Raw genomic sequence first — 20,693 nt, forward strand, 5'->3', positions numbered from 1 at the left:
CAAAGGAACGAAATGGCGGAGATCGCTGACAAGCTGCGCGAGGTGTTCGTCGAGGCCCTCGACCTCGACGGGGATGTCAACGTCGAGAACCTGAAGTACCGCGACATCGAGGCCTGGGACTCGGTCGGGCACATGGCGCTGGTCGCCGCCATCGAGGACGAGTTCGATGTGCAGTTCGACACCGACCAGGTGATCGACATGAGCAGCTTCAAGGTCGCCGTCGACATGGTGAAGGAGCTGCAAGCAACCAATGACTGATCTCACCGGGAAGGTCGCGCTGGTCACCGGCGGCACCCGGGGTATCGGTCTGGCCACGGTCCGCGCGCTGGCCGAGGCGGGGGCGACGGTGGTGCTCACCGGGCGCGACGAAGCCAAGGCGAAAGAGGCCGCGGGCTCGGTCGAAGGCCAGGTCTCCGGGCTCGCGCTGGACGTCACCGACGCCAAGGCCGTGTCGACCGTGGTCCGGGGCGTGGCCAAGGAGCACGGGCAGCTGGACATCGTGGTCGCCAACGCCGGGGTCCTCGAGGACGCGTTGCTCGGGATGATCAAGGAAGACCTGATCGACCGGATGCTGTCCACCAACGTGGCTGGGACCCTGCACACCGTGCAGGCCGCTTCGCGGGCGATGATGCGCAAGAAGACCGGCGCGATCGTGGTGCTCGCTTCGATCGTCGGCGAGAAGGGCAGCGCCGGGCAGACCGCGTACGCGGCGTCCAAGGCCGCCGTGGGCAACATCGCACGCTCGGCGTCGAAGGAACTCGGCCGCTACGGCATCCGGGTCAACGGCGTCGCGCCGGGCGTGATCGAGACGGCGATGACCGAGCACCTCGGCGAGGAGATCATCGCCGGGCGCATCGAGGACACCTCGCTGCGGCGGCTCGGCAAGGCCGAAGAGGTCGCGAAGGCCATCCGGTTCCTGGTCAGCGACGAGGCGTCGTTCGTGACCGGGCAGATTCTGGGCGTTGACGGAGGCTTGGTGCTGTGAAGTTGGTGGGCGACGGGGCCCGGCTGGTCGACGCGACCGGCGGCCGCACGCTGGCCGGAGAGGACCTCGCCGCCGCGGTCACCCGCGCGGGCGAGGAACTGGCCGCGCTGGGCCAGGGCGTGCTGTTCGCGCGCACCGCGGTCGACGTGGACAGCGTGCTGCGCTACCTCGGCGCGTTCGAGGCCGCCCGGCCGATCGCGCTGATCGATCCGGCCCTGGACGCCGACGTGCTGGCCGGGCTGGTCGAACGCTTCCGCCCGGCCGCCGTGCTGTCGGCCCCCGAGGGCACCGAAAGCACGGTGCCCGCCGGGTACACCGCGCGGGACGGGCACTGGGTGCGCACGGACCCGAACGGGGTCGTCCCGCATCCGGACCTGGCCGTGCTGCTGCCGACCAGCGGTTCGACCGGCAACCCGAAGCTGGTCCGGCTCTCCCGCACGGCGATCCTGGCCAACGCCGAGGCGATCGCCGAGGTGCTGGGCATCGACGCGGACGAGATCGCCCCGACCAGCCTGCCGCTGCACTACAGCTACGGGCTCTCGGTGCTGAACTCGCACCTGGTCCGCGGCGCGACCGTGGTCGTCGAGCCGTCCGGGGTGCTGGGCCGCGGGTTCTGGGACGCGGTCGCCGAGCACAAGGTGACCTCGCTGGCCGGGGTCCCGTACCACTACGAGATGCTCCGGCGCCTCAAGTTCGACCCGGAGAAGTACCCGAGCCTGCGCACGCTGACCCAGGCGGGCGGCAAACTCCGCACCGATCTGGTGGCCGAGTTCAACGACAAGATCCGCGGCGCGGGCGGGCAGATGTTCGTCATGTACGGCCAGACCGAGGCCGGGCCGCGGATGGCCACCGTGCCCGCCGAGCGGCTCGCCGAGAAGATCGGTTCGGCCGGCCCCGCGCTGCCCGGCGGCGCCTTCGCGATCCGCCGCGACGACGGTTCGGAGACCACCCAGCCCAAGATCACCGGCGAGGTCGTCTACCGCGGCCCGAACGTGATGATGGGGTACGCCGAGCACGAGGCCGAGCTGGCGCACGGCGACGAGGTCGGCGGCGTGCTCGCCACCGGCGACCTGGGTTACCTCGACGAGGACGGGTTCCTGTTCATCACCGGGCGGCTCAAGCGGATCGGCAAGGTCTTCGGCAACCGGGTCAGCCTGGATGATCTGGAGCAGGCCGTGCGTTCTGCTTCGGTGGGCATCGACGTCGTGGCCGCGGTACCCGCCGGGGACAAGGTGGTCCTCTTCGCCGAAGGCGTCGAGAAGGACACCTGCAAGGCCGCCGCTCGCGCGCTTTCCGAACGGCTCCACCTGCACACCAGCGGCTTCGACGTCCGGCCCATCGACACCGTGCCGCTGCTGGCCAGCGGCAAGATCGACTACCGGACCTTGGAGGCCCAGGTATGAGCGTCTTCAGCCTCTCGCAGGCGGAGCGCGAGGCGACGCTGCTGCCGCGGCTCGCCGAGCTGACCGCGCACCACCGGGAGAACTCGGTCGGCTACGACCGGATCCTGTCCTCGCTCGGCATCCCGCGCGACGCCCGGTTCGACAGCATCGCCGACCTGCCGTGGCTGCCGGTGCGCATGTTCAAGACGCACGACCTGAAGAGCGTGCCGGACGCCGAGGTCTTCAAGACGCTGACCTCCTCGGGCACCACCGGCGCCGGGGCGTCCCGGATCTACCTGGACAAGGCGGCCGCCGCGGCGCAGACCAAGCACCTCGGCGACACCCTGCAGACCGTGCTCGGCGGGCAGCGGCTGCCGATGCTGATGGTGGACACCATCGGGATCATCAAGAACCGGCGCTCGTTCTCCGCGCGCGGCGCGGGCGTGCTGGGCATGGCCAACTTCGGCCGCAAGCACGTGTACGTCCTGGACGAGAACGACAAACCGGACGTCGAGGCGGTCAAGGGCTTCCTGGAACGCCACGGGAGCGAACCGTTCCTGATCTTCGGCTTCACCTTCATGGTGTGGCAGTACCTGTACGAGGTCGCCCGCGACCACCGGCTGGACCTGTCCAACGGGATCCTGATCCACTCCGGCGGCTGGAAGAAGCTGATCGACCGGGCCGTGGACAACACCGAGTTCCGGCGGCGTTTCAAAGAGGACACCGGGCTCACCCGGATCCACAACTACTACGGGATGATCGAGCAGATCGGCACGGTCTTCCTGGAGGGCCCGTCCGGCAACTCGCTCTACTGCCCCGACTTCGCGGACGTGGTGATCCGGGACCCGGAGACCTGGGCGGAGCAACCCGTCGGCGAGCCGGGCGTCATTGAAGTAGTGAGCACACTGCCGCATTCGTACCCCGGTCACGTCCTGCTGACCGAGGACCTCGGCGTGTACCACGGCATCGACGACGGCGACTGGCCCGGTAAGCACTTCTCGGTGCTCGGCCGCCTGCCCAAGGCCGAGGCCCGCGGCTGCTCCGACACCTTCTCCGGGGGGCAGGCGGCATGAGTCTCACCCAGCGTTTCCCGCTCGGCGACGCGGTCGAGGTCGACGCGCTCGTCGAGGACCTGCGCGCCGAACCCGAGGGTGGCCGCCTGAAGGTCGGCGACGAACGGGTCGTCGAATTCCTCACCAAGTTCGCCCGGAAACTGCTCGCCCCGGCCACCGCGCGCCGGTTCCCGGAACTCGCGTCCCTGGGTTTCTTCCTGCGCAAGGGCGAAATCGCCAAGGCGTTGTCCCGTTTGGAGACTTCCGGAGACGCGTTGCGTTTCCCGCGCGGGCTGGTGTTCCACGTACCGCCCGCCAATGTGGACACGATCTTCGTCTACTCGTGGGCGTTGTCCGCGCTGGCCGGGAACCACAACGTGGTCCGGGTGTCGTCCCGTTCGGCCGGGGCCGCGGAAACCGTGCTCGAGGCGCTGAACGCCGCACTGTCCGATGTGGACTCCGCGACCGCGCGGGCGATCACCGCGACCCAGCGGATGGTCACCTACGACCGCAGCGACGCGATCAGCGGCGCCCTTTCCCAGGCCGCCGACCTGCGCGTCATCTGGGGCGGCGACGGCTCGGTGAACGCGCTGCGGAAGTACCCGCTCGCGCCGCACGCCCGCGACCTGACCTTCCCGGACCGCTCCTCCTTCGCGATCGCTTCGGTCCGCGGCTGGCAGGCGGCGTCCGAGGCCGAGCGCAAGGCCGCCGCCGAGGGCTTCTACAACGACTCGTACTGGTTCGACCAGGCCGCCTGCTCGTCCCCGCGCGCGATCTTCTGGGTCGGCGATCCCGAATCCGCCACCGCGGCGGGCGAGGAGTTCCAGACCCTGCTGGCCGGGGTGCTCGCCGAGAAGCAGCACGTCACCGAGCCCGCGATGGCCGTGCAGAAGCGCGTGTCCGCGTACGGGGCCGCGGTCGACGGGCTGATCACCCGCATCTCGTTCGCCGGGGCGGGCGCCGACACCAACGGCGTCGCGACGCTGCAGCTCGCCGAACCGGCCGCGCTGCCGCGCGAGTGGCTGGGGGCCGGGACGTTCGGCCACGGCTCGGTGCTTACCCTGGACGAACTCGTGCCGGTCGTGGTGCGCAAAGATCAAACCGTCAGCCAATTCGGGTTCACCCGCGAAGAATTGGTTGAGTTCGCAAGCAAATTGGCGGGCCGGGGCGTTGACCGAATTGTTCCGTTCGGTTCGGCGCTGACCTTCTCCGCGATCTGGGACGGCTACGACTTGCTCACCGAGTTCAGCCGCCTGGTCACTGTTACGAACTGATTAACCCCTATTGTGCCGGTGTGGCCCATGAGGAGACACGACATCAGATGACCACGGTCGAGCCCGAGGCGACCGCGGAGGAACTGGCCAAGCCGGTCTCCGCGCCGAAGTCCACCAAGGCCAAGCTGATCGACGTGGCCCGCTGGGTCGCGATCATCGTGGTCCTCGGGCTCGCCGGGTGGAAGCTGGCGAGCAACTGGGACGAGTTCTGGCTCAAGGTCAAGGACATCCCGTGGCAGTCGTCGGTGCTCAGCCAGTTCGCCCTGGTGGCGAGCATCGCGGCGGGGGTCTACGCCTGGCAGGTGATCGTCGACGACCTCGGCAAGCCGATCGGCTACGCGCGGGGTGCGCAGATCAACCTGGTGGGTGCGCTGGCGAAGTACCTGCCCGGCTCGGTGTGGCAGTACCTGCTCCAGATGGAACTCGGCAAGAAGGTCGGCCTGGCCAGGGCGCGAATCTTCACGAGTTCGCTGATCCAGCTCGGCGTCGGCATCGTGGCGGCGCTCGTGCTGTCGTTGTTCGCGATGCCCGCAGTGTTCGCGAACAGCCCGAACGCCTGGTGGCTGCTCGTACTGCTGCCGCTCGGGTTCACCGCGCTGCACCCGAAGATCCTCACCTGGGGTACCTCGCTGGTGCTGCGGATCCTGCGGCGCCCGCCGCTGGACCATCCGCTGACCTACCGCACGATCGGCAAGGTGTTCGGCGGCTGCACCGCCGCCTGGGCGCTGCAGGGCCTGCACCTGTGGCTGCTGGCCAACTCGATCGGCGCTCCCGGTTTCAGCGGGCTGATCATGTGCATCGGCGCCATGGCGATCTCCATGACCGCGGGCAACTTCGCGTTCATCCTGCCCGGTGGGGTCGGTGTCCGGGAGGCCGTCATCGTGGCGGTGCTGACCGCCAGCGGGATCGACACGGTGGCCGCCCTGGCCTGCGCGGTGGTGTCGCGGGTGATGTTCATCGTCGCGGACCTGATCACCGCGGGCGGCGCGGCCGTGGCCGCCTACATCCGGCGCTGAACGCCACCTACTCGCCGGTATCCAACTTCGCCCGGTCGTGGCATGCTTACTCACCGTCCTGACCTGTGACAGGAATGGCGGCGAAGATGCAACCGAGAGCCCGGCTGTGGTCCCTGTTCCTCGTCCTGATCACCGGCTTCGCGCTGGTCGCCGCGCCACCGGCGGCAGCGGCCACCGGATTCCCTCCGGTCGGCGGCCGCTGGGCGGAACCCGGGCCGTTCCCGGTGGCCGTGGAAGCGCTCGACGCGGACCACACGGTCTACCGGCCGGCCACGCTCGGCCAGAACGGCCTGCGCCATCCGGTGATCGTCTGGGGCAACGGCACCTTCGCGACCCCGCCGGTCTACGACGGGCTCCTGCGGCACTGGGCTTCGCACGGGTTCATCGTGGCGGCCGCCAACACCGCGTGGTCCGGTTCGGGTCAGGAGATGCTCGCCGGGGCGACCGCCCTCGCCTGGGAGAACGATCTCGAGGGCAGCCCGTACTTCCGCAAGGTCGACCTCGCGCACATCGGCGCGTCCGGTCATTCCCAGGGTGGCGGCGGCACCATCGCGGCCGGGGCCGATCCGCGGATCACCACCACGGTCCCGATCCAGCCCGGGCCGCAGGGGTCGGTCAAGGCGCTGCGCGGGCCGATGTTCATCCTCGCCGGGCAGCGCGACCTGATCGTCTTCCCACCCCTGCTGGTCATCCCGCGTTACCGCCAGGCGACCCAGATTCCGGCGATCTACGGTGAACTCGCCGGCGCGACCCATGGGACCCCGACCGGCGACGGCGGTGGTTACCGCGGCGCCACGACGGCCTGGTTCCGGTTCTGGCTGATGGGCGACCAGCAGGCCCGCGGCGAGTTCTTCGGCCCCGCCTGCCGCCTCTGCGACGACCCCGCCTGGTCGAGCTTCCAGCGCAACCCCCGCGCCGAAGCGATCCGCGCCCCGGCCCTGTCATGAGGGGACCCCTCCAGACGAAATTTGTCCGGAGGGGTCCCCTCATGAAATCGGCGACTAGGGCTGCCCCGGTTCGGGTTTGAGGCGGTACACCGAGGCGTCCGCGTTGCGGTAGACGAGTTCCAGGAACGGCAGCGTGTCCAGGCCGATCAGGCCCTCCTGGCGGGGGTGGTGCGCCGGGTAGCCGCCGCGGCCCACGATCACCCAGCGCACGTTCAGCCGCCGCACCGCGTCGCGCACCTTCGGGTTCGTGTCGTACTCGCGGAAGTGGTCGCCCAGCAGTAGCGCGTCCGACGGCGGCACGGCCTCGTCGAAATGCCCGGCCACGGTCCGGACCCCGCTGATCGCGTACGTCCACACGGTCCCGTCGAACCGGTCGTTCATCGCCCACTCGCCCGGTTTCGCGCGCTTGCCCAGCTCCAGCATGGCCTGCGCCTCGTCCGCGCTGACCGGCATGTCGTGCTTGTCGGGCCGGGTGTAACCGGGGGCGACCAGCGCGGTGTTCGATCGGGTGTACAGGCCTTTGCTCACGCCCGCGAAGCCGACCAGCACGACGGCCGCGAGCCCGGCGGCGAGCCACGGCGCGCCCTTGACCCGGGGCGGCAGCTTCGGCAGCGCCTCGATCCGGTCGCGCAGCCACGACTGCGTCTCGGCCAGCCCGTGCGCGGCGATCAGGCACAGCGGCACCGCGGCCATCGAGATGAACCGGAACGGGTCGTCCCACCACGGCCGGGACAGCGCCTTCACCAGCTCGGAATCCGTGGCGGAGGACACGGCGATGTAGAAGATCCCGACGACCAGCGCGGTGCCGCCGATCCAGCGCAAACCGTTCAGCCGCGCGAAGAACACCAGCCCCAGGAAGAGCGCGGCGGCGAGCCACACCTGCGGGTTCGCCTCGAAGTGCTGGAACAGCAACAGCGAACCGAGCGCCGTGCTCGCCTTCCCCTCCGGCGGCCAGCCCCAGTACGGCACGTTGCCGCTGGCCAGCCCGAGCGCGCCGAACAGCTGCAGCCACGCCACCAGCACGCTGGCCACCGCCATCGGCAGCAGTGCCAGCAGGTCCCGGCCGATCGTGCGGCGCTTCGGTGTCGCCGCGTTCAACCACCGCTGGATCAGCATCGGCAGCGCGAACAGGATGCCCGCGAACAGCGTCGACGAGTGCACGGTCAGCAGGCCCACCGCGGCGACCACGAACACGAACCCGGTGTCCGCGGCCGGACGGGTCAGGTACCGGTGCAGGGCCACCGCGCCGAGCGGGGTGAACGCGAGGCCGAGCAGGAACGGGAGCAGCGGGCCGCGGTCCATCGATTCGTACAGCGCCGTCGCGGGGGCCACCGCGACCAGGGCGGCCGCGCCGGCGAGCACCGCGCGGCCGCGGAACTCCCGCACCACGGCGACCAGCGACAGCGCGAGCAAACCGGGCAGCAGCACGGTGTTGGAGTTCAGGATCGACGGGATCGAGGCGTCGGTCAGCTGGTAGGCGATCGCGCCGATCAGGTGGTAGGCGTTGGGGTAGAAGACCCCGGCCGCGTCGCCGTACCAGTTCGTCTGGCCGGTGCCGAAGAGCGAGCCGTCGCCGGTGTCGGTGATGTAGCGGATGCCGTTCGCGTGGTAGACCGCGTCGAAGCCCTGCGCGATCGAGTTCAGCTTGCCCAGGCCGTGGAACACCGTGTACAGGCCCACCGCGGTCGCGAGCAGGAGGCAGGCCAGCACGGCGAGGTGGCCGTGGCGGGCCCACAGCGCCTCCACCACGGGTCTCGCGCCGTCGTGCTTGGCGCGGTACCGGCGGACCGTGAGCCACCGCAGCCCGAACGCCACACCGGTGAACAGGACCGTCGCGACGAGGAAGGTCCCGACGTTGAACGGCACGCCGATGGCCGCGTACCAGGGCCCGGCCAGCCCGCCGATCGCGTAGGTGAACAGCGGCGCCATCGCCGCGAGCACCCAGCCGCGCAGACCGACCGCGAGGCCGGTCGCCAGACCGGGAATCAGCAGAACCAGGACATAAACCGCGATCGTCACCGCGTCGAAGGCTGGGCTGGTACTCGTGGGCACGGCTCACCCTAACCAGACGTTGCGTGCAGGTAACTTCCGCATGTGGTTCACCCCTTGAGTTGAAACAGCACGGCATCCCGGTTCGAGTAAATCCGCTCGAGAAACGGCAATCCGTCGAGCGCGGTCAGTCCCGGCGGGCGTTCGGTGTCGCCGAAGATGCGCCCGGTGGTCACCAGCACCCAGCGCACGTTCCGCCGCTCGAGGGCGGCCCGCACCGCGGGATCCCGGTCGTAGAAGCGGAACCGCTCGAGCAGGAACCGGGTGTCCGCGGGCGCGCCGACGTTCTCGAAATGCCCGGCCATCGGCCGGACGCCGCCGATCGCGTAACTCCACGCCGTCCCGTCGAACCATTCGTTGAGGACCCATTCCCCGGGCCGGGCGCGCCTCCCGAGTTCCAGCATGGCCTGGACCTCCTGCGGGCTCACCACCATCCCCTCCGCGCGGGGGGTGGAATTCCCCCAGGTCAGCGCCACGTAGTCGGCGTTGGCCCGGAAGTACCCGCCCTGGGTGGCCAGCCCGAACGCGGCCAGCACCACGACCGCGGCGACCGCGCCCGCCGCGCGCCCGAGGGGCCGGGCGATCCGGCGCAGCCCGCGCTGCAGTTCGGCGAGGCCGTGCGCGGCGAGCACGCACATCGGGAGACCGGCGAGCGCGACCAGCCGGAACCGGTCGTCCCACCACGGCCGGGACAGCGTCATCACCCAGTCCGCGTCCGAAACGGCCACCGCGACGTAGAGGAAGCCGAACGCCACCGCGGCGCCGCCGAGCCAGCGCAGCGCCCCGAGCCGGAACGCGAAGACCACCCCGATCAGCAACGCGACCGCGAGCCAGAGTTGCGGTTCCCGGGAGTTGTGCGAGAACGCGAGCAACTCGCCCAGTGCCCTCGGCAGCGTGTAGTTGGCCTTCCAGCCGGTGTATTCGAAGTTCTCCGCGAGCTTGAGGGCGCCGAGCAGATGGGGCAGGGCGAGCAGCGCCCCCGCCGCGGCGACCGGCAGCAGGGCCAGGACGTCCCGGCCCGGCACCCGCCACGAACGCGCCGACCACCAGCGCTGCACCAGGACCGGCACCGCGAACACCACCGCGCCGAACAGCGCGCTCGAATGGATCGCGAGCAGGGCGACCACGGCCACGGCCAGCAGCAGACCGGTGTCCGGGGCCGGGCGGACCAGGTACCGGTGCCCGGCCACCGCGACCAGCGGGGTGAGCGCCAGCGCGAGCGTGAACGGCAGCAGTGGGCTGCTCCACGTGCCGTAGGTGACCATGGTGGCCGCGACCACGGTCAGCGCGGAGAAACCGGCGAGGACCGCGCGCCCGCGGAAATGCCGGACCAGGGTGACCGTCGACAGCGCGAGCAGGCCGACCACGAGCACGGTGTGCGCGTTGAGGATCGCCGGCACGCTCACCCCGCACAGCTGGTAGGCCAGCGCCGCGAGCAGGTGGTAGCCGTTGGGGTAGAACGAACCGCCGTCGAACCAGGTGACCGAACCCATGCCGAACAGCCCGCTGTCGCCGGTGTCCGCGAGGTACCGGATCCCGTTGGCGTGGAAGGGCGCGTCGAAACCCTGCGGGATGGCGCCCAGGTTTCCCATCCCGGTGAGCACGGCGTACCCGCTGGTCCCGGCGGCGAGCAGCAGGCAGCCGAGGACCGCGAGCTGCCCGGCGGGAGTCCATGCCTTGTCCGGGGTTTCCTCCGCGCGTCCGAACCGGACGGTCAGCCGGCGGGCCCCGGCGAACGCGGCGGCCAGCAGGGCCGTCGACATGCCGTAGGTCGCCCAGGTGAAGCCAAGCCCGAGCATCGGCAGCAGGGGACCGGAAATCCCGGCGACCGCGTAACTCAGCAGCGGCGCCATTCCGGCGAGCGTCCAGCCCCGCAGCCCGCCCGCGACGCCGATCAGCAGCCCCGGCCCCAGGAGCACGAGCAGGAAGCCCCCGACGACCGCGGCCGTGGACCAGGCAGGAACAAAGAGAGGCAACCGGGCATCCGTGAGGTTTCGGGGCCGTCGCGGGACGGCCGGGCCGGACTACTGATAACGAGCGTGCCGGAAACACGAGGGTGCCCGGGGTGGTACATCGCTTTTACGTTTCCGAACCCAGCGTGGTTGCCTCGGCGGGCAATTCGATGACCAGTGGCAATCGTCACTGGAACTGATGAGGCGAATGGTCCTCGGCACTGCGCCGAGCCGCGCAGCGTGGCCACATTTCACTCGAAAGTGGTGAATTGTCGACGACCGGTTATGCGCGCCCGGAAACCGATTCGCCGGCGAGTTCACCGGCTCGGGTGGTGTTGCCCGGAAACCCGGATCGTCACCCAATAGAAACGTTTGGCGGTGGTGGTCGATACTTGTGCATAGACATGCCAGGCGCGCTCGGGTGGGGGCGTCCCCCAGAGGGTGAGGGACAGTGGTGGTCGTCGTGGCGGGCGCGTGGCTGCTGCTGGCCGTCCTCGTGCTCGCCGGATGGCCGCGGCTGAACGCCGATCCGGGCTGGCGCGGCGGCGTCCTGCTGCTCGTCCTTTCCCTGTCAGTCGCTCACCAGCTCCTGTTCGCCACGATCACCGACGACGCGTTCGTCCCGTTCCGCTACGCGCAGCACATCGCCGACGGGAGCGGGGCCGTCTTCAACCAGGGCGAGCGGGTGGAGGGCTACTCGGACTTCGCCTGGGTGGTGCTCATCGCGTGGTCGAAGGCGTTGTTCGGCCTGGACATCCCGGCCTCGGCGGCGGTGCTCGGCGTGCTGTGCGCCCTCGGCTGCGTGCTGCTGGCGTACTTCCTGGTCAACCGGATCGTCGCCCGCGCGGCCGGTGACCCGGCCCGCGAACGGCCCGCGTTCGGCGTCCTCGCGGCGGTGCTGACCGCCGGGGCGAACGGCCTCGCCGCGTACGGGCCCTCCGGCAGCGCGACGCCGTTCTTCGTCTTCGGCGTGCTCGCCGTGCTGACCGCGCTCGCGGCGCGGCGCCCGGTCGTGGCCGGGGTGCTCGTCGCGCTCGCCATGATGACCCGGCCGGGCGGGCTGGTGCTCGCGCTACTCGCCGGGTTGTGGCTGGTCTTCGAGGCGGCCCGGAACCGGGCGAGCTGGTGGGCCCCGGCCGGGTTCGCCCTGGGCGCGCTGGTGCTGGTGGTGCCGTGGACGGCGTGGCGGGTGCTCTACTACGGGGAGCCGGTGCCCAACGCGGTGGTCGTGAAACTCGGCGGCCCGCTCGGCGAACGGCTGGCCGGCGGCTGGCGCTACCTCGCCGGTTTTTCCTTGGCACACCTGGCTTTCCTGGTGCTGGCCGGGGTCGCGCTCGTGCTGTTCGCCCGCCGGAGCCGGGGCTGGCGGGTGCACGAGGCGAACGCGCGCTCGCTGGTCTGGCTGATCTTCGTGGTCGCCCTCGGCCTCTCCGTCGCGGTCGTCTTCGCGGGCGGGGACGGCGAGCCCGGCTACCGGCTGCTGGCCGCGGTGCCACCGCTGCTCGCGGTCGGCGCGATCGCCGCCTGCGGTGTCCGGGGCGCGGCGCGGGGCCTGCCGTCCCCGCGCCCGCGGCGGCCGCTCACCGAACGCCGCTGGGTGCCCGCGGCCGGGCTCGCGGTCACCGGGCTGAGCCTGGCGGTGTCCGTCCACGGCGACCAGTTCCTCCCGGCGATCCGCGACGGCCGCGTGCGGACCGCCGAACTGGCCGAGATCGGCGCCTGGCTGGGCGATCGGCTGCCGTCCGGTTCGGTGGTGGCCACCTACGCCAACGGTCCGCTCGCGTACTGGGCGGGGCGGCAGCTGGTGGTGGTCGACGTGCTCGGCCTCACCGACGCGCACATCGCCCGCGACGGCGAGCGCGTGGTGACCGCCCGCGGCACGGTCGCGAACGACTACGACTACGTGGTCAACGTGCGGCGCCCGGCCCTGGCGGTCACCACCGCCGACGGGTATTCGGCCAAGCAGCGGTGCGCGGTGGACCCGGTGTACGCCGACCGCTACCAGGTCGCGACGTTCCGGCGGGAGGGGACGTCGAAGTGGATCGCGGTGTACCCGCGCAGCGAGCAGGCGGGGGCGCAGATCCAGGCGCTGGACGCCGATCCGAGGTTCGTCCACGTGCCCTGCCCGGCGTAGGTCACAAGGCTACGCGTGGGTAACCTACGGTCGCGTAGCCTGTCGGCATGGCTGAGCTCGTGTACCCGCCCGTCATCCTGGCGGCGAAGACCATGTTCCGCGTCCTCGACAACCGGCTGCGGGTGGAGGGCACCGAGCACATCCCGGCCACCGGCGGGGCGGTGATCGCCTGCAACCACGTCAGCTACCTGGACTTCATCTTCTGCGGGCTGGGGGCGCGCCCGGCGAAGCGGCTGGTGCGGTTCATGGCCAAGAAGGAGATCTTCGCCAACCGGATCGCCGGGCCGCTGATGCGCGGGATGCACCACATCTCGGTCGACCGGGCGGCCGGGCTGGAGTCCTACCGGGAGGCGGTCGAGCGGCTGCGGTCCGGGGAGGTCGTCGGCGTCTTCCCGGAGGCGACCATCAGCCGCTCGTTCACCGTCAAGGAGATCAAGTCCGGGGCGATGCGGATGGCCGCCGAGGCGGGCGTCCCGGTGGTGCCGATGGCCGTGTGGGGCACGCAGCGGCTGTGGACCAAGGGACGGCCGCGCACGCTGACCAGGCGGCACGTGCCGATCTCGATCCTGGCGGGCGAGCCGATGCGGCCGGGCCCGGACGAGGATCCGGAGGTGCTCACCAAGGAGCTGCGGGTGCGGATGGGCGGCCTGCTGGACCGGGTGCAGGCCGAGTACCCGGAGATCCCGAAGACCGAGGACGAGCGCTGGTGGCTGCCCGCCCACCTCGGCGGCACCGCCCCCACCCCGGAAGAAGCCGCCGACCTCGACCGCCGACGCGACTAGGCTCCGTGCTTTCGCTCAGCGACCGAGAGATCCCGCCACCTCCCTATCCGCTGGGCCGGGGGAGGAAGGGACCTTCGCTCCGGCAATTCGATAGCGAGGGACCTTTACTCCGGAAAAACGTGAGTAAAGGTCCCTCGCTATCGCGGGGGCCTGGGCAGGGGCGGATCGCCAGGTCAGAACCAGCGTTCGAGGACTTGGGCCACGCCGTCCTCGGAGTTCGGCGCGGTGATCTCGTCGGCGGTGGCCAGGACCTCGGGGTGGGCGTTGGCCATCGCCACGCCGTGTCCCGCCCAGCGCAGCATCTCCAGGTCGTTGGGCATGTCGCCGAACGCGATGGTCCGCTCGGCCGGGATGCCGAGCCGCTCGGCGACCTCGGCGAGCCCGGTCGCCTTGGTCACCCCGTGCGCGGCGACCTCGATCAGCCCGCCACCCGCGGAGAACGTGATGTCCACCGAGCCGTCCAGCACCTCGCGCGCCGCCTCGGCCATCGCGTCCGAGGTCATTTCGGTGTGGCTGACCAGCAGTTTCACCGCGTCGTGCCCGAGCACCTCGGCGAGCGGCACGGTGTGGCAGTCGGTGTCGCCCCACGGGTTGAAGTAGGACGGTTCGGCCACCAGGTTCTGGAAACCCGGGTCGAGCGCGCGCTCGCCGACCCGTTCCGCGGCGAACCGGCAGCCGGGGATCGCCGTGCGCAGTGCCACGCCGACGTCGTGCAGCAGCTCCGGGGTCAGCTTGCCGAGCACCTCGAGCACCCGGTCGGCCCCGGCGTCGTAGAGCACCGCGCCGTTCGCGCACACCGTGTACCCGGTGAGCCCGGCCGGTTTCGCGACCGACGGGATGTACCGCGGCGGGCGGCCGCTGGCCAGGACGAACGGGACCCCGTCGGCGAGCACCCGGCGCACCACGCCGCGGGTGCGTTCGCTGAGCTTCTCCAGCGGGGTGAGCAGGGTTCCGTCGACGTCCGAGGCGATCAGGCGGGGTTTCTCCACAAGGTCATTGTCCCCGAGAGTGCCCGTTGCCCGGAGTGTCGGTGGACACCACTAGCTTTGGGCACGTGCGCGTAGGCATCGTGATCCTTCCGGAAGATCGTTGGTGGGCCGCCGAGCCCAAGTGGCGGGCCGCCGAGGAGTACGGCTTCGACCACGCCTGGACCTATGACCACCTCGGCTGGAGATCCCTGGTCGACGGCCCGTGGTTCAGCGCGCTGCCCACGCTGACCGCGGCCGCGATGGTCACCTCGCGAATCCGGCTGGGCACCTTCGTCGCCTCGCCGGTGTTCCGGCATCCGGTGCCGTTCATGCGCGAGCTGATCACCCTGGACGACATCTCCGACGGCCGGTTCGTGCTCGGCGTCGGCGCCGGGGTCGGCCACCCGAGCTTCGACGCGACCGTGCTCGGCGAGCCCGAGCTGACCGCGAAGCAGCGCGCGGACCGGTTCATCGAGTTCGTCGAGGCGCTCGACGGGCTGCTCACCACGGACAAGTTCGACTACACCGGCGAGTTCTACCGGTCGCAGGGCGCGCGGAACCTGCCCGGTCCGGTGCAGCGGCCGCGGCTGCCGTTCCTGGTCGCGGCCAACGGGCCGCGCACGATGGGCCTGGCGGCCCGGTACGGCGGCGGCTGGGTCACCACCGGCCGCAAGGTCGACTCGCTCGACGAGTGGTGGACGGCGGTCGCCGAGCAGGCGGCGCGGTTCGACGAGAAGCTCGCGGCGGCGGGCCGGGAGCGCACCTCGGTGCAGCGCGTGCTCAGCCTGGACGCCGCCCCGGTGTACTCGCTGTCCAGCGTGGAGGCGTTCACCGACGCCGCGGGCCGGGCGGCCGAACTCGGGTTCACCGACATCGTCACGCACTGGCCGCGGTCCGGCGGACCGTACGAAGGACGCGAAGCCGTGCTCGAACGTGTAGCCGATGACGTCCTGCCGAAACTGCAAGCGACATAGGACTTACCCCGTTCGGGTGATCATGACTACGGTGGGAAACCGATTTCCCACGACGGTCGTCGTTTCAGGTAGTACGGGAGTACAAGAGCTCGCCCCGGGGGTGCTGGGGGAACCGCGGGCCCCCGTGCGCTACGGAAGGGGTGGCCGTACCGCACGGGGGCCCGGTCAATTCCGCGGGGAATCAGCGCAGCAACGTGTAGATGACCGCGTCCGGGTTGGCGTACTCGCGGCGCAGGAACGGCAGCCCGTCCAGATCCCGGATCCCCGGCGCGCGGATCATCTCCGGCTTGATCGAGCCGTGGCCGAGCAGCACGTGCCGCACGTTCAGCCGCTCGACCGCGGCCCGCACCTCGGGGTTCCGGTCGTACTCGCGGAAGTGGTTGGCCAGGTACGCGGCGTCCTTCGGCGGCACCCCCGGGTCGTAGCTCCCGGCGACCGGGCGGATGCCGGTGATCGCGTACAGCCACGCCGTGCCGTCCAGCCGGTCGTTGAGGACCTTCTCGCCCGGCACCGCGTACTTCTTCAGCTCCATCATCGCGGCGACCTCGTCCCGGGTCACCGGCACCTCGCGGTTCTCCGACCGGGGCCCGTTGTAGTAGGCGTAGGCCACGGCGGTCGCGTTCGCGGTGGTGTAGAAGCCGTTGGTGACCCCGCCCAGCGCGACCACGGTGAGCACCGCGGTGGCCAGGCCGAGGCGGGCCGAGGTACGCGGGTTCTCCTGGACCCAGGACCACTTGGACACCGCGCGCGCGAGCAGGCGCTGCATCTCGGCGAGCCCGTGCCCGGCGAGCAGGCACAGCGGGATCGCGGCCAGCGCCATCAGCCGGTACCGGTCGTTCCACCACGGCCGGGAGAACGCGATCACCCACGGGTTCGCGCCGTAGCAGGCGACCAGGACGAACAACCCGGACAGCCCGATCGCGGCCAGGCCGACCCAGCGCAGCGTGCCGAGCGTGCGCACCATGAAGATGCCGAACACCAGCAGCAGTGACAGCCACACCTGCGGGTGCTCCAGCACCTGGCGGAAGGTCAGCAGCTGGGCGACCGCGGAGGTCACCGGGATCTTCGACGCCCACGGCGTGTACGGGTAGCTGCCCGAGGTGAAGCCCAGCGCGCCGAGCAGGTGCGGTGCGGCGAGCAGCGCGGCGAGGACGCCGAACGGCAGTACCCGCAGGATGTCCTTCAGCGGTTTGCCCTCGCGCTGGAACCACCGCTGCAGCAGCTGCGGGACGCAGAACAGGATCGCGCCGAACAGCGCGCTGGAATGCGCGGCGAGCAGGCCGATCGCGGCCAGCGCCAGCACCGACCCGGTGTCCAGGCCCGGCCGGGTCAGGAACCGCTGCAGCGCGACCGCGCCCAGCGGGGTCAGCACGATGCCGAGGGCGAACGGCAGCAGCCCGCTCGACACCGATTCGTACGCGCCGGTGGTGGCCGCGCCCGCGACGATCGCCGAACTGCCCGCGAGCACCGCCCGCCCGCCGAACTGGCGGACCAGGGCGACCAGGGACAGCGCGAAGATCCCGGCGATCGGCACGGTGATGCCGTTCAGCGTGGCCGGGATGCTCGCCCCGGAGATCGAGTACACCAGCGCGCCGACCAGGTGGTAGGCGTTCGGGTAGAACTGCGCGCCGCCCGGCTCGTAGTAGTTGATCGTGCTCATGCCGAACAGCGAGCCGTCGCCCGTTTCGGCGATGTAGCGGATGCCGTTGGCGTGGAACACGGTGTCCCAGCGCTGGAAGACCGCGCTCGCGCCCCCGGAGGCGTTCAGCACGACGATGATCGAGAGCACGGTGGCCAGCGCGACGCACGCGCCGACCGCCAGATGTGCCCGCCCGGTCCACTCCGTCGGCGGCTGGTCCGGATCCTTCGAGTTCCATCCACGGGCCTGGCCCAGCCGGCGCAGGCCGTACGCGGCGGCGGCGAGCAGTGCCGTGCACGCGGCGGCGGTGGCCGGGTTGAACGGCAGCCCGATCAGCCCGAGCCACGGCCCGGCCAGGCCGATGGCCGTATAGGTGAGCAGCGGGGTCAGGCCGGCGAGCGCCCAGCCGCGCAGACCGGCGGCGACCCCGATGAGACCGCCGGGGACCACGAGCACGACCAGATAAACACTGATCGTGCTCAGGTAAGTCCAGAACGTGTCCGGTGTTGGCACGGCTACCTACAAGTCGTCAGTCGCGAAAACGAATGGGCGGTGCGGTCCGCGCGGGGCACGTGGGTACCCTGAGCGCCCGTGAGCGCGCACACGAACCCCCCAAAGATTACTGAAGACGATTTCGCCGGTTACGACCTGATCGTAGTTGGCTCCGGTTTCTTCGGTCTGACCGTGGCCGAACGGGCCGCCAGCCAGCTCGGAAAGCGGGTCCTCGTGCTGGAACGGCGGAGCCACCTCGGTGGCAACGCCTACTCCGAGGCCGAGCCGGAGACCGGGATCGAGGTGCACAGGTACGGGGCGCACCTGTTCCACACCTCCAACAAGCGCGTGTGGGACTACGTCACCCAGTTCACCGAGTTCACCGATTACCAGCACCGGGTGTTCGCCAAGTATCAAGGTCAGGTCTATCCGCTCCCGATGAACTTGGCGATGATCAACCAGTTCTTCGGTAAGTCGCACACTCCCGACGAGGCGCGCGCGCTGATCGCCGAACAGGCCAGCGAAATCGACACGAAGGACGCGCAGAACCTCGAGGAGAAGGCGATCTCACTGATCGGCCGACCGCTTTACGAAGCGTTCATTCGGGGTTACACCGCGAAACAATGGCAGACCGATCCGAAGGAACTGTCGCCTTCGATCATCACCCGGCTGCCGGTGCGCTACACCTTCAACAACCGGTACTTCAGCGACACCTACGAGGGCCTGCCGGTCGACGGGTACACCGCGTGGCTGGAGAAGATGGCCGACCACGAGAACATCGAGGTGCGGCTGAACGTCGACTACTTCGACGTGCGCGCCGCGATCCCGGCCGGGACGCCCACCGTGTACACCGGCCCGCTGGACCGGTACTTCGACTACTCGCAGGGCCGCCTGGGCTGGCGCACGCTCGACTTCGAGCAGGAGGTCGTGGCCACCGGTGACTACCAGGGCACCTCGGTGATGAACTACAGCGACCAGGAAGTGCCCTACACCCGGATCCACGAGTTCCGGCACTTCCACCCGGAGCGGGAGTACCCGACCGACAAGACGGTCATCGTGCGGGAGTACTCGCGGTCGGCCAAGGACGACGACGAGCCGTACTACCCGATCAACACCCCGGAGAACCGGGACAAGCTCGAGCGCTACCGCGAGCTGGCGAAGACCGAGGCGCGCGAGCGCAACGTGCTCTTCGGCGGCCGCCTGGGCACCTACAAGTACCTGGACATGCACATGGCGATCGGCTCGGCGCTGTCCGCGTTCGACAACAAGATCGCCCCGCACCTGACCGACGGCGCGCCCCTGGACGGATCCCTCGATGGCTGAGCCCTACCTCCTCGACGGGGTCGTGAGTGAAAAGGCTAGCCACTCACGACCCACCCCCACCGGCGAGGTCGCCCTGCTGGCCAAGGTCCAGGGCGCCATCGCCCGCCCGGTCACCGTCAAGGCGGCCCGCGGGCTGTCCCACTTCGGCGAGCACAGCGCGGGCTGGTTCGCCGCCGGGCTGCTCGGCGCGGCGCTGGACAAGCCCCGCCGCCGCGAGTGGGTCACCGCGGCCTTCGGAGTGGTCGGCGCGCACGCCGCCTCGATCGCGGTGAAACGGGTCGTGCGGCGCCCCCGGCCGGACGACCCGAGTGTCCAGGTCCTGGTCGGCACCCCGAGCCGACTGAGCTTCCCGTCCTCGCACGCCACCTCCACGACCGCGGCGGCGGTGGTGTACTCGGGATTGACCGGGCGTAACCTGGTGCCCGCCCTGGTCCCGCCGATGCTGGCCTCCCGGCTCGTGCTCGGCGTGCATTACCCGACCGACGTTCTCGCCGGAGCGGTGCTCGGCGGGGTGGTCGGCGGCGTGGTCCGACGACTGATGAAACGCGACAAGCGGAGCCGGTAGTGAGCGAAACCTCCAACAAGACCGCGACCAGTCCCACCGATTCGGCCGAACCGGACACTTCCGGCGCCCAGCCCGCGGAGGAACAACCGGCCGCGGCCGAGGTGGAGGCTCCCGCACCCCAGAGAGGCCCGGTCCGGACCGCGCTGGGCGTGCTGAAGACGGCCCGGCCCCGCCAGTGGGTGAAGAACGTCCTGGTCCTGGCCGCGCCCTTCACCGGTGGCCACATCGGCAACACCACGGTGCTGTTCGACGCCCTGGTCGCCTTCGTGGCCTTCTCGCTGGTCGCGTCCTCGATCTACCTGATCAACGACGCGATCGACGTCGAGGCGGACCGGGCGCACCCGACCAAGCGCAACCGGCCGATCGCGGCCGGGATCGTGCCCGTGCCGCTGGCCTACGGCGCCGCGGTGGCGTTCTTCCTCGGCGGGATGGCGATCGGTCTGCTGGCCAACTGGCAGCTGCTGATCGTGCTCGCGGTGTACGAGGTGGTGCAGCTCGGCTACTGCTTCGGCCTGAAGCACCAGCCGGTCATCGACCTGGCGATCGTCGGCTCGGGCTTCCTGATGCGCGCGATCGCCGGTGGCGCGGCGGCGGGGATCACGCTGTCCCAGTGGTTCCTGCTGATCACCGCGTTCGGCTCGCTGTTCCTGGTGGCCGGGAAGCGGTACGCGGAGATCATGCTGTTCGAGCGGACCGGGGCGAAGATCCGGTCGTCGCTCAAGAAGTACTCGGCGAGCTACCTGCGGTTCGTGTGGGCGACCTCGTCGGCGATCACGATCATGACCTACGGCCTGTGGGCGTTCGAACTGCGCGAGCGGACCGAGGGTTCGATCTGGCCGGTGATCTCGATGATCCCGTTCGTGATCGCGATCCTGCGGGTCGCGGTCGACGTGGACGGCGGCAAGGGCGGCGAACCGGAGGAGATCGTCCTCCGGGACCGCGTGCTCCAGCTGCTCGGCGTCCTCTGGCTCGCCACCCTGGTCGTCGCCTACTACACCCAGTAATCCCGGCTCTTCGTTTCCATGAGGGGACCCCTCCGGACAGATTCCGTCTGGAGGGGTCCCCTCATGACATCCGGAGCCCGGGCCACCGCGACGGCTCGGCAGGAAGGGACCTTCGCTCCGGCGAGACGTGAGCGAGGGACCTTTACTCCACTAGA

17 protein-coding genes are annotated in these 20,693 nt (G+C 70.4%); 13 read left to right on the plus strand and 4 right to left on the minus strand.

What is annotated here, in order from left to right:
- The first annotated feature begins 12 nt into the window (after positions 1-12).
- The 7 genes from FXO23_RS28415 to FXO23_RS28445 all read left to right on the plus strand — a co-directional run bounded on the left by FXO23_RS28415 (position 13) and on the right by FXO23_RS28445 (position 6,656).
- Positions 13-258 carry an acyl carrier protein gene (locus tag FXO23_RS28415; RefSeq protein ID WP_158888529.1) on the plus strand — a complete coding sequence of 82 codons (246 nt, stop codon included), beginning with the start codon at positions 13-15 and terminating at the stop codon, positions 256-258.
- Complete coding sequence (locus tag FXO23_RS28420) at positions 251-985, plus strand: SDR family NAD(P)-dependent oxidoreductase (RefSeq protein ID WP_158888530.1); 735 nt, start codon at positions 251-253, stop codon at positions 983-985. The genes FXO23_RS28415 and FXO23_RS28420 overlap by 8 nt, the downstream gene beginning before the upstream one ends.
- Positions 982-2,388, plus strand: a complete 1,407-nt coding sequence (locus FXO23_RS28425) for an AMP-binding protein (protein WP_158888531.1) — start codon at positions 982-984, stop codon at positions 2,386-2,388. Before FXO23_RS28420 ends, FXO23_RS28425 begins: the two co-directional genes overlap by 4 nt.
- Positions 2,385-3,440, plus strand: a complete 1,056-nt coding sequence (locus FXO23_RS28430) for a LuxE/PaaK family acyltransferase (protein WP_158888532.1) — start codon at positions 2,385-2,387, stop codon at positions 3,438-3,440. Before FXO23_RS28425 ends, FXO23_RS28430 begins: the two co-directional genes overlap by 4 nt.
- The gene (locus FXO23_RS28435; protein WP_158888533.1) at positions 3,437-4,693 is read left to right on the plus strand and encodes an acyl-CoA reductase; all 1,257 of its coding nucleotides are present in this window, start codon (positions 3,437-3,439) and stop codon (positions 4,691-4,693) included. Before FXO23_RS28430 ends, FXO23_RS28435 begins: the two co-directional genes overlap by 4 nt.
- Before the next feature lie 47 nt (positions 4,694-4,740).
- Positions 4,741-5,709, plus strand: coding sequence for a lysylphosphatidylglycerol synthase transmembrane domain-containing protein (locus FXO23_RS28440; protein WP_158888534.1), 969 nt, complete (start codon positions 4,741-4,743; stop codon positions 5,707-5,709).
- Positions 5,710-5,795: 86 nt separating this feature from the next.
- Positions 5,796-6,656 (plus strand): poly(ethylene terephthalate) hydrolase family protein, encoded by an 861-nt coding sequence (locus tag FXO23_RS28445; RefSeq protein WP_158888535.1) that lies wholly within the window; start codon positions 5,796-5,798, stop codon positions 6,654-6,656.
- Between the two features lie 54 nt (positions 6,657-6,710).
- Here FXO23_RS28445 and FXO23_RS28450 read toward each other — a convergent pair whose 3' ends face one another.
- Together FXO23_RS28450 and FXO23_RS28455 are read right to left on the minus strand one after the other, a co-directional pair.
- On the minus strand, positions 6,711-8,708 hold the full coding sequence (locus tag FXO23_RS28450; protein WP_158888536.1) for a DUF6541 family protein: 1,998 nt from the start codon (positions 8,706-8,708) through the stop codon (positions 6,711-6,713).
- Between the two features lie 47 nt (positions 8,709-8,755).
- Positions 8,756-10,681, minus strand: coding sequence for a DUF6541 family protein (locus FXO23_RS28455; RefSeq protein ID WP_246257956.1), 1,926 nt, complete (start codon positions 10,679-10,681; stop codon positions 8,756-8,758).
- Positions 10,682-11,108: 427 nt separating this feature from the next.
- Between FXO23_RS28455 and FXO23_RS28460 the strand changes: the two genes are divergently transcribed.
- Together FXO23_RS28460 and FXO23_RS28465 are read left to right on the plus strand one after the other, a co-directional pair.
- Entirely contained in the window at positions 11,109-12,791 is a 1,683-nt protein-coding gene (locus FXO23_RS28460) for a hypothetical protein (protein WP_158888537.1), read from the plus strand.
- A 47-nt stretch (positions 12,792-12,838) separates the two neighbouring features.
- On the plus strand, positions 12,839-13,573 hold the full coding sequence (locus FXO23_RS28465) for a lysophospholipid acyltransferase family protein (protein ID WP_158888538.1): 735 nt from the start codon (positions 12,839-12,841) through the stop codon (positions 13,571-13,573).
- A 173-nt stretch (positions 13,574-13,746) separates the two neighbouring features.
- Here FXO23_RS28465 and FXO23_RS28470 read toward each other — a convergent pair whose 3' ends face one another.
- A complete protein-coding gene (locus tag FXO23_RS28470) occupies positions 13,747-14,562 on the minus strand; it encodes an HAD family hydrolase (RefSeq protein ID WP_158888539.1) in 816 nt (271 codons plus the stop codon).
- A 65-nt stretch (positions 14,563-14,627) separates the two neighbouring features.
- Here FXO23_RS28470 and FXO23_RS28475 point away from each other — a divergent pair, with 65 nt between their 5' ends.
- Complete coding sequence (locus FXO23_RS28475; RefSeq protein ID WP_158888540.1) at positions 14,628-15,515, plus strand: LLM class flavin-dependent oxidoreductase; 888 nt, start codon at positions 14,628-14,630, stop codon at positions 15,513-15,515.
- Between the two features lie 181 nt (positions 15,516-15,696).
- On the opposite strand, the gene FXO23_RS28480 is transcribed toward FXO23_RS28475, so the two are convergent.
- The gene (locus tag FXO23_RS28480) at positions 15,697-17,667 is read right to left on the minus strand and encodes a DUF6541 family protein (protein ID WP_158888541.1); all 1,971 of its coding nucleotides are present in this window, start codon (positions 17,665-17,667) and stop codon (positions 15,697-15,699) included.
- Positions 17,668-17,745: 78 nt separating this feature from the next.
- On the opposite strand from FXO23_RS28480, the gene glf reads away from it, so the two are divergent.
- Genes glf through FXO23_RS28495 form a run of 3 tightly spaced genes read left to right on the plus strand, consistent with a single transcriptional unit; the run spans position 17,746 to position 20,538 of the window.
- A complete protein-coding gene (glf, locus tag FXO23_RS28485) occupies positions 17,746-18,969 on the plus strand; it encodes a UDP-galactopyranose mutase (protein ID WP_158888542.1) in 1,224 nt (407 codons plus the stop codon).
- Positions 18,962-19,534: a phosphatase PAP2 family protein gene (locus tag FXO23_RS28490; RefSeq protein ID WP_158888543.1), complete on the plus strand. Its 573-nt coding sequence runs from the start codon at positions 18,962-18,964 to the stop codon at positions 19,532-19,534. Before glf ends, FXO23_RS28490 begins: the two co-directional genes overlap by 8 nt.
- On the plus strand, positions 19,534-20,538 hold the full coding sequence (locus FXO23_RS28495; RefSeq protein WP_158888544.1) for a decaprenyl-phosphate phosphoribosyltransferase: 1,005 nt from the start codon (positions 19,534-19,536) through the stop codon (positions 20,536-20,538). Before FXO23_RS28490 ends, FXO23_RS28495 begins: the two co-directional genes overlap by 1 nt.
- Positions 20,539-20,693 lie beyond the last annotated feature (155 nt).

Origin of the sequence: Amycolatopsis anabasis (genome assembly GCF_009765355.1) — a bacterium.
Classification (GTDB): domain Bacteria; phylum Actinomycetota; class Actinomycetes; order Mycobacteriales; family Pseudonocardiaceae; genus Amycolatopsis; species Amycolatopsis anabasis.